General features: G+C 40.6%; 11 protein-coding genes and 1 pseudogene. 6 read left to right on the forward strand and 6 right to left on the reverse strand.

Annotated features, from left to right (window positions below):
• Nucleotides 1–40 precede the first annotated feature (40 nt).
• On the reverse strand, nt 41–802 hold the full coding sequence (locus AC23P2_RS23435) for a hypothetical protein (protein ID WP_487775455.1): 762 nt from the start codon (nt 800–802) through the stop codon (nt 41–43).
• A gap of 132 nt (nt 803–934) precedes the next feature.
• Complete coding sequence (locus AC23P2_RS23440) at nt 935–1,399, reverse strand: Lrp/AsnC family transcriptional regulator (RefSeq protein ID WP_028526450.1); 465 nt, start codon at nt 1,397–1,399, stop codon at nt 935–937.
• 233 nt (nt 1,400–1,632) lie between these two features.
• On the opposite strand from AC23P2_RS23440, the gene AC23P2_RS23445 reads away from it, so the two are divergent.
• Nucleotides 1,633–2,154 carry a D-glycero-alpha-D-manno-heptose-1,7-bisphosphate 7-phosphatase gene (locus AC23P2_RS23445; protein WP_487775456.1) on the forward strand — a complete coding sequence of 174 codons (522 nt, stop codon included), beginning with the start codon at nt 1,633–1,635 and terminating at the stop codon, nt 2,152–2,154.
• A gap of 209 nt (nt 2,155–2,363) precedes the next feature.
• Here the strand turns inward: AC23P2_RS23445 and AC23P2_RS23450 are convergent, their stop codons facing one another.
• A complete protein-coding gene (locus AC23P2_RS23450) occupies nt 2,364–3,833 on the reverse strand; it encodes a type III PLP-dependent enzyme domain-containing protein (RefSeq protein WP_487775457.1) in 1,470 nt (489 codons plus the stop codon).
• A gap of 188 nt (nt 3,834–4,021) precedes the next feature.
• Between AC23P2_RS23450 and AC23P2_RS23455 the strand changes: the two genes are divergently transcribed.
• Complete coding sequence (locus AC23P2_RS23455) at nt 4,022–5,356, forward strand: glycosyltransferase family 39 protein (RefSeq protein WP_487775458.1); 1,335 nt, start codon at nt 4,022–4,024, stop codon at nt 5,354–5,356.
• Nucleotides 5,357–5,369: 13 nt separating this feature from the next.
• Nucleotides 5,370–6,869: a glycerol kinase GlpK gene (gene glpK / locus AC23P2_RS23460; protein ID WP_487775459.1), complete on the forward strand. Its 1,500-nt coding sequence runs from the start codon at nt 5,370–5,372 to the stop codon at nt 6,867–6,869.
• Between the two features lie 52 nt (nt 6,870–6,921).
• Here the strand turns inward: glpK and AC23P2_RS23465 are convergent, their stop codons facing one another.
• Nucleotides 6,922–8,007, reverse strand: coding sequence for a complex I subunit 1/NuoH family protein (locus tag AC23P2_RS23465; protein WP_487775460.1), 1,086 nt, complete (start codon nt 8,005–8,007; stop codon nt 6,922–6,924).
• Between the two features lie 127 nt (nt 8,008–8,134).
• Entirely contained in the window at nt 8,135–9,223 is a 1,089-nt protein-coding gene (locus AC23P2_RS23470; protein WP_487775461.1) for a T9SS type A sorting domain-containing protein, read from the reverse strand.
• 337 nt (nt 9,224–9,560) lie between these two features.
• Between AC23P2_RS23470 and AC23P2_RS23475 the strand changes: the two genes are divergently transcribed.
• From AC23P2_RS23475 to AC23P2_RS23485, 3 genes are all read left to right on the forward strand, one after another.
• Nucleotides 9,561–11,084, forward strand: coding sequence for an autotransporter outer membrane beta-barrel domain-containing protein (locus tag AC23P2_RS23475; RefSeq protein ID WP_487775462.1), 1,524 nt, complete (start codon nt 9,561–9,563; stop codon nt 11,082–11,084).
• 597 nt (nt 11,085–11,681) lie between these two features.
• Nucleotides 11,682–11,960 carry a transposase gene (locus AC23P2_RS23480; RefSeq protein ID WP_487775463.1) on the forward strand — a complete coding sequence of 93 codons (279 nt, stop codon included), beginning with the start codon at nt 11,682–11,684 and terminating at the stop codon, nt 11,958–11,960.
• A 36-nt stretch (nt 11,961–11,996) separates the two neighbouring features.
• On the forward strand, nt 11,997–12,158 hold the full coding sequence (locus AC23P2_RS23485; RefSeq protein WP_487775464.1) for a hypothetical protein: 162 nt from the start codon (nt 11,997–11,999) through the stop codon (nt 12,156–12,158).
• A 209-nt stretch (nt 12,159–12,367) separates the two neighbouring features.
• Here AC23P2_RS23485 and AC23P2_RS23490 read toward each other — a convergent pair.
• Nucleotides 12,368–12,766: pseudogene (locus tag AC23P2_RS23490) on the reverse strand (hypothetical protein); the annotation flags it as partial.

Consider the following 12,766-nt stretch of genomic DNA (forward strand, 5'->3'; position numbering starts at 1 on the left):
TCTCAAATGCACGCTGAGTTATTCGGCGTGCATTTCTTTTTTAGCGTGCCTTTACTTTTTTGATCCCCCCTAAGATGACCATAATCAAGTAAGAAACAATCGTTCCCAACACCGCCGCCCCAATTGCAATCATGGGATTAAAAGGCAAAGACTTATGAAAAAGCCCCACCCACGTAAAAGTCATTATCGCAATAAACGACATTGCTAGTGTCCATCGCTGTAGTACCCTAACTGCCTTATTTCCAAGTACGTTCATATACATAAGACCATAAGCAATAGTTGCCATAACACTGGTCATCACCACATTAAAACGGCTTAAAATACAAGCTAATACAAAGAGTACGATTCCTGCTAATGGCATTCTCCAAGCGGGAAAATATACGTTTGTTTTTGGTGGAAATGAAAGTGAGGTTTGCTCAGGTAGCACCAGAAACTTCAGGCTTTGCCATTCATACAACAGAGCTCCTAGATTCAACAATGTAAAAACCGCATCAACGTAGGGAGTTCCTTGCCAATTCTGCGAAATAGTGACCATCAAAATTCCCAAATTCATCGGAACGAGCATAATCAATCCCAAAAGTGAGTACCGCTGAGATAGAACGAGCGCCCCCACCATCACCTGAGAAATTGCAATAAAAAAACCAAAGGTACGTAACCCGTGCGGGGTCAGTTCTTGTATCAACAAGGGTGGACCAATCAATTGCCCAAAGTGCCCTTCCGTAAGTTTACAAAGACCCGAAGACGTAAATAAATACCCTAGAAAAAGCCTGATAAGCAGCCCGTTAAAGTCTTTCAATGCCATACCTTAGAAATTGTGCTGGAAGGTATAAAGTTGACATCAAACCACCAAGTAAAAAGGGACAAACGGCCGCAAACACAAGAAGCGTAGCTGCATAGCCACGCTTCTTATCAATGCCTCTAAAAGAGCGAGAAACTAGTACGGAATTGGCAAAACTTTGCTTTCCTTGAAGGTCGATAAAATCACCATCGTTTGGGTATTGGCTACTTCTTCAATTTCATTGATACACTCAAGAAGCAGTTTTTGATACGACGCAATGTCTTTTGAAATTACTTTCAACAAAAAGTCGCCCGAACCCGTAATGTGGTGACATTCTATGATTTCTGGAATTTCATTTACCCTCTTCACAAACGACTCTGTCACATCTCTTTTATGACCCACCAATGTAACTTGGATAAATGTCGTTACGCCAAGACCAACTTTTTCACGATCCAATTGAGCGTGATAGCTTTGGATAATCCCGTGTTGTTCAAGTTTTTTAACACGCTCAAGGGTGGGCGCAGGGGAAAGACCTATTTCCTTAGAAAGTTGGGCATTGGTAATTTTTGCATTCGCTTGCAAAATATCCAAAACCTTGCGGTCTATCTGGTCTAATTTCATGTGTGAAGCTAATTTTTAAAAACTGGCAAACAAATATTATACTGCAAATGTAATGATTTTGCGGAAGTATTTTCTAAAAAATAGGGATTTTTATTCTATAAAACAAAACAAAAAACAACTTTTATAAAATTATCAATAACCGTTTAATAAATTTTTACAAAAAAATAACTATGTATTTTACAAATAAATCACCTAATAGTATTATTTTTAAGCATTGATACGCCGTAAGATTTATGAAACAGAAGTGCATTTTTTTGGATAGAGACGGAGTTCTCAACCAAGATTTAGACGGTTATTTATACCGTCCAGAGGAGATGGTTATTCCTGATGGGGTAATCGAGGGCCTACAACAGATGAAACAAGCTGGCTATCTGTTGATTGTCATTACCAACCAAGCTGGTATAGCCAAAGGGCTATATACAAAAGAAGATGTATGGCAGTGCCACAATCACTTTCAACAACAATGCGGGCATTTACTGGATGACTTGTACTATTGCTCACATCATCCCGACTTTGACAGTCGTTCGCTCATGCGGAAACCTGGGTCGTTGATGCTTGAAAAAGCAATGGCTAAGTATGATATTGACCCCGACCATTCGTGGATGGTTGGCGACCGCTCCCGCGATATGCAAGCGGGCAAACGCGCAGGTGTTCGCACCATTCATTTGGGTACGAATCCTCAAGAATCAGCGGGTGACCAGTTTGCCGCTAATTTCTTAGCCGCTACTGAATTGGTATTACGTTCGGTATCTTAGGCTTTTTTCTGAACCTTTGCAGCGCTATCATACGCTGGGCAGTAGCCTTTACGATTGCAACTGGCAGCGCCCAAAACAAGCATTATTAGAGCGAAGGAAAGTAATTTTTTCATGGTATTTTGGTAGTTTTTAATACAGGAGCAACTTTTAAGATAAGTTGCTCCTGGTGTTTTATGTAGCTTATTACGAAAATCGTGCCGAATTTATTGTTAGCTGTGCGCCATCTCTTCTACTGCTTCCATGTCTATCTCAGCAGGGGTGAGGGGCGTTAATTCTTCATTGCGTGCATATCCCAAGGTTGACATCATGCTATCACTTCCTTGCTGATCGGCAAACAATCGCGTAACGATATTTCCTTGTTCATCCCGATCAACCAACACATGCTTAGGTGCAGGAATCAAACAGTGCTGAATACCGCCATATCCGCCCAATGATTCTTGATAAGCTCCTGTGTGAAAGAATCCTACAAATTGTTCTTCTTTTTCAAGATCAAACACGGGCAAATACAAGTCGGCGCTGTGGGCTTCGGTGTTGTAAAAATCCTGAGAATCGCAGGTGAGTCCTCCAATATTTACTTTTTGGTAGGGATTATCCCAATTATTGACCGCCAACATAATATATTTTTGGTTCATTCCCCACGAATCGGGCAAGTGTGTAATAAACGAGCCGTCAATCATGTACCACATCTCCTTATCATTTTGGAGTTTTTGGTCAATAATCTGATAAATCACGGCTCCGCTTTCTCCCACTGTATAGCTCCCAAACTCTGTAAACAAGTGCGGAACAGGCACATTGTTTTTATTACAAATCCACTGAATATTTTCCACGATTTCGTCAATCATTTGCTGATAATCGTAGTTAAATTGCAATGAAGTTTGAATTGGCAAGCCACCCCCAATGTCAATTGAATCAAGATCAGGACAGATTTTTTTCAATTCGCAGTATTTAAACATAAAGCGTGTCAACTCACTCCAATAATAAGCAGTATCTTTCATACCCGTATTAATGAAGAAGTGTAACATTTTCAGTTTAAACTTAGGATTAACCTGAATTTTTTCTTTGTACAACTCATTGATGTCGGAATATCGAACTCCCAAACGAGAAGTGTAAAAAGCAAAATTTGGCTCCTCATCCGTCGCAATCCGAATCCCAAAATTCACCGACTCTGCCGTTACGTTTTTTGAGTAATAGTCAATTTCACGCAAATTATCCAATACAGGCATGACGTTAAAACCTTCGTTAATTAACTCAGTAATAGCCTTTTGATAATTTGGCAATTTGTACCCATTACATATAATGTACGTACTTTTAGCAATCTTTCCTGTATTGTACAAATTTCGCACAATCGGAATGTCAAATGCCGAGGAAGTTTCGAGATGAATGTTATGCTGGAGGGCTTCTTCAAGCACAAAACTAAAATGGGAGGACTTGGTACAATAACAATACGTATAAGACCCTTTGTAGTTAAAACGTTTGAAAGCGTTTTTAAAGAACTGTTTGGCGTTACCAATATGTTCGCCAATTTTGGGCAGATAGGTAAGTTTTAAAGGAGTACCATACTGGCGAATAATATCCATGAGGGGAACATTATTAAACGATAGCTCATCGTTTTGGACGTTAAACTCCAGCGTAGGAAATTCAAACGTCTGCTCAATTAAGTTTGTGTAAGTGCTTTTCATCGTGCCTTAGAAGCATAAAAAGGGTGTTTGGTGAAACAAGTGCAAAAAGCCTGCGAAATTCTACCAAAATAACGGGTTTTGCAAGAAAAAAGTGCAAAATACCTGCGACGATTCCTTACTTTTGCACCCCAACAGACCCAAAGAAGCTAACTAAGTAGGCTCTCAATGATTATTTTACCAAATTTCAGATGCTAATTTCATTTTTTGAACGTGCCCAAACCCTCAAATTTTTACTTTGGTTTGGAATCGGACTACGAATTCTACTGTATTTTACGCTTTCTCCCCATGGTGCTGATGCCCACGGAGAGATTATTAATTTCATTGCAACTCACCACCGACTTCCAATCACCAGAGAGGTTTTTTGTGCTATGCACCCCCCACTCTATTACCTTTTGGCCCAACCCTTCTTTGCATTTGATAGCCTAACGAATCAAAAAATAACGCAATTACTCTCTGTTTTAATCTCCTCTCTTAATCTTTATTTGTTGTATTTATTAGGGAAACACTATTTTAAAAATACCCTAATTCTGAACATAAGTTTTCTGTTAGCGATATTCCTTCACTCTTACATTACCTTTTCGTTGTATGTCACAAACGACACCCTTTCGTTTTTGATAGGAACTTGGTGCTTTTGGCTTCTATCCAAATACTTTCAAGCCCCTTCAAAGAAAAATGAATATTGGTTAGCAGTCGCTCTTGGGTTAGGACTTTTGGCCAAAGGCACATTTTTAGCATTTGTTCCTGTAGTTTTTGGAGCTATTGCCCTAACTCTATACATTTTAAAGGTAGATTGGAAGCAAATAGTCTCTCGTCTTACCATCTTTGGGATACTCACACTCGCTATTGGAGGGTATAAATTTGCCGAAAACTGGTATTATGAAGGCCGCCCCGTTGTACACAATATGGATATTTTCCCTTTAAATAGCCAAAAAACGTACCAAGGGCCAAAAAGTTTTTATGCTTTCAGTTTACCAAAATTGATGAAAAGCCCTGCAATCTACAACCGTGATTTTGATTTATTGCACGTGTATCCAACCATCATGTACGCCACTTTTTGGTACAAATACGCCGACCTTGAAAATGACTACGATTTGGGCGTAAAAACAAATTTTAGATACATCGGCAGTCTGATTTATCTAGTCGCACTCATCCCTACCCTAGTTATTTTGCTTGGCTTGTGGCTTTTAATCGCTCAATCAATTCAATTTTTGACATCTTTTTCATCTTTACCCAGCAATGACGCCATCAGTGCGCTAGAAAAGGCGACTTGGCTGGCCTTGTTACTCATGAGTGTAGCTTTGGTACTGATTGCTGGTTTCAAATACGACGCATGGTCTTGTTTTCATGGGCGGTTATTTTTACAATCATTTTTTAGTCTCTTAGCCATGCTCTATACAGGACTGTCGTATTTACAATCTCAATCCACTCTTCTCTTCAAACTGAGTAGTTTGGGAATCATTTGCTTAGCTTTTTTATACTGTTGCTATTTCGGTATTGAAAGTTTGTATAAGTTTATAGGGTAAAACCTTTAACCAAATGTCAAAATACGTAGCCGCAATTGACCAGGGTACTACCAGTACCCGCTGTATTATTTTTGACCGCCAAGGAAATATCATTTCAGTAGGTCAAAAAGAACATCAACAGATTTATCCTCAACCAGGTTGGGTAGAGCACGACCTAGAAGAAATCAGAAAAAACACGCTCGAAGTTATTGCACAAGCACGCATAAGTGCGTCGATTCAAGCAAGCGACATCGCTGCGGTGGGCATTACAAACCAACGCGAAACTACCGCCGTTTGGAATCGCCGAACGGGCAAGCCTTACCACAATGCGCTTGTTTGGCAAGATACGCGTACTGGTGAGTTAGTGAGCCAGTTTGCCCAGCATGGAGGCCAAGACCGTTTTCGTACCAAAACTGGACTTCCATTAGCAACCTATTTTAGCGGCCTAAAACTTCGTTGGTTACTAGATAATGTCGCTGGCCTACGCGAGGATGCAGAGCGAGGAGATGCCATTTTCGGAAATATGGACACTTTTCTCATTTGGCACCTTACGGGGGGAGCAAACGGAGGCACCCACGTAACGGACGTTACCAATGCCAGCCGAACACAGTTGATGAACCTCAAAACACTACAATGGGACGACGAACTGTTATCAATTTTTGAGATTCCACGCTCAATGTTACCTGCCATTAAAAGCAGTAGTGAAGTTTATGGAAATGTAGTTTTGGATGTTTTACCCAATGTCCCCATTGCAGGTGACCTCGGAGATCAACATGCTGCATTGGTAGGCCAAACCTGTTTTGAGCCTGGTCAGGCCAAAAATACGTACGGTACGGGCTGTTTCATGCTTTTAAATACAGGCACCGAATTAAAAGTTTCAACCCAAGGGCTACTGACCACCGTGGCGTATCAATTTGGGAATCAACCTGTTTGTTATGCACTTGAAGGCAGTGTAGCCATTGCAGGCGCACTTGTTCAGTGGCTACGCGACAACCTTGGCATGATTCAAAAAAGCGGCGATGTAGAGGAGCTTGCCAAAGCCGTTGAAGACAACGGAGGGGCTTATATTGTACCTGCTTTTTCTGGGTTATATGCTCCCTATTGGAAAGCCGACGCGCGCGGTGTTATCGCAGGCTTGACGCGCTATGTAAATAAAAATCACATTGCGAGGGCTGTCTTAGAAGCAACAGCCTACCAAACTTTAGATGTGATGGAAGCCATGGAAAGAGATGCGAACATTGAGCTAAAATCTCTTCGGGTCGATGGTGGAATGGTAGCAAATCAGACCTTGATGCAATTCCAAGCCGACATGCTCAATGTTCCTGTGGTTTGTCCAGCAGTTACCGAAACAACGGCGCTGGGTGCTGCTTATGCGGCAGGCTTAGCCGTTGGATACTGGAAAAACTTTGACGATTTACGTCAGAATTGGGGTGTAGCCCAAACTTGGAACCCTCAAATGGCCGAAGACCGCAGGTCTAAGCTATACAAAGGTTGGAAAAAAGCAGTTGAACGTTCTTTCGCTTGGGAAGACTAACTTTTGCTTGGTTGACAAATAGGTGTGTGTTGGTTGCGAGCAGCCAACACCACTACACCATCATTAAACGCCATACGCCACAAATAAAAAAAAGCACAAGCGCAACGGGGGTTAACACCTTCCAACACAAAAACATAAGCTGATCGACACGTAAGCGGGGAAACGTCCAACGTACCCACATTTGCAGCAAAATGGCAAACCCAGCTTTAGTTATCAGCCAAAAGCCAGCTGATACGTTTCCCCAAATCGTTCCAGGAGCGCCGCTTGTCCAATCTGCCAATCTTACTGGCCCAATATTGGGTAAAGGAGTGTTCCAACTACCTAAAAACAAAATTGCCCCCAAAAGTGATACCAAGAGCATCATGGCATATTCAGACAAAAACAGCAACGCCCAGCGCATCCCCGAATACTCCGTATGAAAACCACCAACTAGCTCAGACTCTCCTTCTGGTATATCAAAAGGCGCTCGATTACATTCGGCCAGCGTGGTGATAAAAAAGACGATATATGCTAAAAATAAAAACGGATTGCGAACAATATTCCAACTCAATACACCCCCAACTTGAGTTACATCAATCCCCAGCGATTTCAGTCCAAACAAATACACTGGTTCATCGGAATACACACCTTGCTGATAGCTAATCGCCTGTAAATCGAGCGTTTGTGCAGTCATAACTACACACAGTATAACTAATCCAAGGGGAATTTCATAAGATACAATCTGAGCCACCGAGCGCATCGCCCCAAAAAGAGCAAACTTATTGTTTGACCCCCACCCTGCCATTAAGATACCAATCACATCCACTGAAATGATGGTCATCAGAAAGAAAAGCCCAATCGCAGTACGTGAACCTTGCAAATCAGGAGTTAGAGGCAACACCGCATATCCTGCAAAAATAGCCGTAAATATCACTAAAGGAGCCAACAAAAACAGCTTACGATCGGCAGCAGCAGGAACAATATCTTCTTTTTGAAGGAGTTTCATTAAGTCAGCAATAAGCTGCAACAAGCCCCATTTCCCTACCTCCATAGGCCCCATACGGTCTTGGATAAAGGCTGATATTTTACGTTCTAAATAGACCCCTACTACTACCGAGGAAAGGGCCATGATTAAGAAAATTGGAAGTGTCAGGGGCATGGGTAATCACAAAATTTTGCCCCAAAACTAACGAAAAATACCACGCTAGTGGGAGATTATCATAAAAAAGGGCTTCATACTTATTCCGTATGAAGCCCTTTCAACAACTTTTTTTTAAAATATGTACTTAGCGATTGATAGAAACTTTTTCGTTAAATACTTGATTTTTTTCAGTTCTTACAACGCGCAAGAAATAATTGCCAGTACCTGCGGCATCTTTATCCAATGAATAGTTGGTTTTCAGGCTTTTTACTTGGCCTTCTTGTTTCACAATAGTTTTACCACTAATATCAACGATGTCCAAGGCAATTGTCTCGTCCGCACCAAAGCCTTTCAATTTTACCTCAAACACACCATTACTAGGGTTTGGAAAAACGCCAATTTCTGGTTTACCAGCCAATTCTGCCCGCTGAGTACCTACAGTAAAATAGCTTGTACCTTTCAAAACGGCTTCAGAAGAAACTGCATTTGTAGAAAGCGTGCTAGGATTCACAGCCCACTGATTGTTCTTCATCTGCAACAACTGCAAACGGCTATCATCAGCTGGTACAGTTACTTGAACACTGGTTTCGGTTACATTTTTAACCGACCAATAACTATCACTACCAAACTCCTCTACCTCTGCCGAGAGCTTGGTAGATAAACGTTCTGGACGTTGGCGAACATATCCTACTTGAATTTCTTCGTATGATGCTGGCTTTGAAATTGAAAAAGCTTGCAAACGACTTCCATCACCAACAGGAAAACGAAACGCCTCAGCCCCTTGTTTCACCATATATCCTTTTATATGGGCATTGTTTGAGCCTCCAATCACTTTTGCTGATGAACCCAACGTCAATAGCGCCGACTCAGAGTTTTCTAAAATACCATCTCCAAGTACCAACTGATTATTGACTTGCAGCGGACTTTTCAAAAGAACTTTGCCAGTTTGACCTAATACAAGCGCGTTCATTTGAAGTGGTGTCAAGCTTTGAAGCGGCTGAGTGCCGTTTCCATTGAGTACGACTTGGCCATTAAGAAACATCTGCCCTTGGTTCATTACCCCTTTACGAAGGTGCAAATCACCATCAAGTTGAAACGTACCCGTGTTGGTTAATTCCTCGTTGACTGTCATTATCACCCCAGATGTTACTGTAACATCTGTTGACGAAACCATCTGTGCCTGTGCCGCCAACGTCACCAAGCATCCTGCAACTGCTATAGAAAATCTTTTCATAATCGGTTTCAAGCGTTTAACTGATACATCAATTAGCCAAAAATAAGTTAGATTTTTGAGGTTACCTACAGAGTTCGCCAAAAATTATCTAACGGTTGTTTTTGTAAGAACTGAATGTTTTTCTTCATCACACTCTTTAATTTGAAATCTTTAATTATTTTAAACATACTAAGTAGTAAGTCAAATTTCTAAATACTTAATCTTATGAATTGTATATTTATGATTCTCAAAAAGTACCGTTAGATAATTTTTGTGCAAACACCTTTTTAATTCGCTTACAATGTTCTAACTTTCGTCTCGAAAAACAGAAATCTATCCAATTAACTGCAAACATTATATGAAAAGACTGCTTACTCTAGCATTGGCGATGGGCTCACTGGGAGCTTTAGCCCAGCAATCGGGAAATGTTGGTATTGGTACAAAGAGTCCAGACCCATCAGCTATCCTTGACTTGAGTTCAACCACAAAAGGTCTTTTGTTGCCTCGTATGACTCAGTCTCAACGTGATGCCATTTCAAATCCAGTAGCAGGTTTGATTGTATTTCAAACAGACAAGGCGATTGGCACTTACCTATATAATGGTACAACTTGGTTACCTACCAGTGCACGCTTAGGAGAAACAACAGTCGCGGGTGCTTGGGATAAACAAGGAAACGCCATTGACGGAACAGACTTCATTGGAAGTACGAATGGTGTTCCATTAGCTTTTAAAGTAAATAACCTACGTTCTGGTTTAATAGATTATTATTTTGGAAATACATTGTTTGGTTATCGTGCTGGGGTAGCGCTCATGCCCTCTGGTGGTGATGGTGTAAATAACTTAGCTCAAGGAAATGAGGCTTTGCAAGCAACGGTAACTGGTTCTTATAACGTAGCTGTCGGTGGAGCAGCACTTCATAACAATATCAGTGGTTCATATAACACAGCAATAGGTTTTGGGTCACTTTTTAACAATAAAGCTGGTGGAAATACTGCAATTGGGGCGTCATCTCTTTATACAAACAATACTGGGGGCTCTAATACTACCATGGGTCAAGAGTCTATGTTTAGTAATACTTCTGGCAGTTTTAATATGGCATATGGTACTTTTGCACTCAAAAGTAACACTATAGGTAATGCCAACGCTGCACTAGGTTTTGAAGCTTTGAAGTCAAATATAGATGGGAATCGAAATGTTGGACTTGGTAGTCAGGCTCTAGAAGGAAATCAAGGTGGTAGCGAAAATATTGCTATCGGGGGACGTGCTGGGGCTGGAAATATATCTGGAAATCGTAATGTGTTCATTGGTTTTAGATCGGGTGAATTTGAAACAGGTAGCAACATGCTTTATATTTCAAATAATGAAACCTCTAACCCACTAATCAAAGGAAGTTTCAGTTCAAGCGCTCCTTGGATTAAGTTCAATGTAAAAGCTACATCAGGCTCACCTACACCAACTACCACTGGCTACCTAGCAATTGGTGATTTTGATACTGCACCAGCAGGTGCAGGTGCTGGCGGACTTGGGTTACCAAGTAGTTTCACGGCAGGGGCATACCGTTTGTATGTACAGGATGGAATTTTAACTGAGAAACTCAAAGTAGCCCTTCGCAACTCATCTGATTGGGCAGACTATGTTTTCGCTCCAGATTATAAATTACCCCCCTTAGAAGAGGTCGAATCATTTATCAAGGCAAACAACCACTTACCTAATGTACCTTCTGCCGATGAAATGGCAAACAATGGGCTTGATGTGAGTAAAACATCTGCTAAATTGATGGAGAAAATTGAAGAGTTAACCCTCTACATGATTGAGCTCAATAAAGAAGTCAAAGCTCTAAAAGCTGAGAATGAACGTCTGTTGAAAAAAATAAAAAAATAACATCCAAATCCGAGTAAAAAAGGCATGTTAAGCGCATCATTATGCTTTTTTTATTGCTAAGCCTGTTTTAACTTTTGTTTTTTAGTGATTTTACGTAAAAAATGACTGAGAATGTCATAAGCTACCCTTAGAAATTACTTTTTCAAAAAATCCACTCCAAGTTGAGTGGATTTTTTCGGTTCTATGTGAAATTTCTGGGAATGTTTGGTTCAAATTATTGTAACTGTTTAGGTACTCTATGGAAATGCAAAATACTGAAAATCAGATATTTGCTATTGTAGTTGTTAGCAAATTGCTTAAAAAATATCGCATTTTCTGAATTTTCAAGGCTTACTTTTGTTGAAATTTGTACTATTCTAATTAGATATCCATTTTTTATTGTACTTTTTCAATAAAAAGAACCCCTAAACAGTTACAAATTATCTTTGCCACCAAAAAGGCAATGGAAACCTCAAACTTATTCACTCATTTATTGGGCTGAGTTACCCCTATCAGGTAACAAGTGTTGAAACAGTATTAGATAACAACCAAAAACAAGATATAATGCGCCCATTTTTAGGGCCATGAGTTAAATTGGATAACGGAATATAGTTCAGTATGAAAGGCAAGACCAAACGCAAATTTACCGCCGAGTTCAAACTTAAGGTAGTACTCGAAGTTCTCAAAGAAAAGGACACATTAGCTATCATTAGCAAACGACATGAGCTTCACCCCAATCAGATTAGTGATTGGAAGAGGCAGTTCTTGCAGAGAGCGGCATCTGTTTTTGAGATAGATAGTAAACCCAAATCGACAGGTTCAAAACCAGAAACTGCTCTGCTCTATGAACAGATTGAACGATTACATATGGAGTTGACGTTTTTTAAAAAAAGTTGACGCCATGAGTCTACCCCAACGTCGGCCCTGATTGATATGAACGCAATGGTTAGTATTCGCGAGCAATGCCAGTGGTTAGGCTTGGCTCGTTCAAGCTATTGTTATCAGCCGATAAGCGCTTCGGGAGAAGATTTATTACTGATGCGCTTGTTGGACGAACAATATCTGCAAACACCACAGTATTGTGCTGACCGATAAAAACTGGACAAAAAACCGTCCCTTATTTTAGAGAATGGGAACTCGGTTAATGGGATTACTTTTCATGTTAATTCCTTTTTGAAGAAGGAACTCAGCAGGACTCTGAAAATTGATTCCGCCATGAATTCTGTCAAATCGGAGCGCCGAAGCGATTATAGAAATCACGGAATTGATTCATTATTTCTTTTGCATCGCTTATATTATCAAACTCAAACTTCTGATAGACAGCGCTTTCCATGATAGAATGATACGATCGCTCCGGCGACCCGGTCAATATGGCTGTTCTGCTGAGGCGTGGCAGATTTTGTAAATTCCAGAACAACCTGTTTGCCTTTAAAATACTTTTGAACCATTTCGGCAATGAAGCGGTCCGCCGCCCAGCGGTGTGCCCCATTATCGCATCGTACATAAATTTTTTTAGGAATTATCACGTGTTCAAATATTCTTTCAAATAGGCTAATAACATCTTGATATTTAATGGAATAACTGATGTAATGGCTGATATTCCAACGGGAATAAACGTCTAAAACGGTCAGAACCTGCATATTTCTGTTTTGCCCTGCAACCCAAACGAATTTAATGCGGCCCGCCGCCCATATCTTTGAAGT

It is taken from the genome of Runella sp. R0.1_18 (assembly GCF_057652155.1).

Bases quoted from the DNA above. Each gene is read 5' to 3' on its own strand.
- AC23P2_RS23435 (WP_487775455.1), bottom strand. From the start codon at position 802: ATGGCATTGAAAGACTTTAACGGGCTGCTTATCAGGCTTTTTCTAGGG.
- AC23P2_RS23440 (WP_028526450.1), bottom strand. From the start codon at position 1,399: ATGAAATTAGACCAGATAGACCGCAAGGTTTTGGATATTTTGCAAGCG.
- AC23P2_RS23445 (WP_487775456.1), top strand. From the start codon at position 1,633: ATGAAACAGAAGTGCATTTTTTTGGATAGAGACGGAGTTCTCAACCAA.
- AC23P2_RS23450 (WP_487775457.1), bottom strand. From the start codon at position 3,833: ATGAAAAGCACTTACACAAACTTAATTGAGCAGACGTTTGAATTTCCT.
- AC23P2_RS23455 (WP_487775458.1), top strand. From the start codon at position 4,022: ATGCTAATTTCATTTTTTGAACGTGCCCAAACCCTCAAATTTTTACTT.
- glpK (WP_487775459.1), top strand. From the start codon at position 5,370: ATGTCAAAATACGTAGCCGCAATTGACCAGGGTACTACCAGTACCCGC.
- AC23P2_RS23465 (WP_487775460.1), bottom strand. From the start codon at position 8,007: ATGCCCCTGACACTTCCAATTTTCTTAATCATGGCCCTTTCCTCGGTA.
- AC23P2_RS23470 (WP_487775461.1), bottom strand. From the start codon at position 9,223: ATGAAAAGATTTTCTATAGCAGTTGCAGGATGCTTGGTGACGTTGGCG.
- AC23P2_RS23475 (WP_487775462.1), top strand. From the start codon at position 9,561: ATGAAAAGACTGCTTACTCTAGCATTGGCGATGGGCTCACTGGGAGCT.
- AC23P2_RS23480 (WP_487775463.1), top strand. From the start codon at position 11,682: ATGAAAGGCAAGACCAAACGCAAATTTACCGCCGAGTTCAAACTTAAG.
- AC23P2_RS23485 (WP_487775464.1), top strand. From the start codon at position 11,997: ATGAACGCAATGGTTAGTATTCGCGAGCAATGCCAGTGGTTAGGCTTG.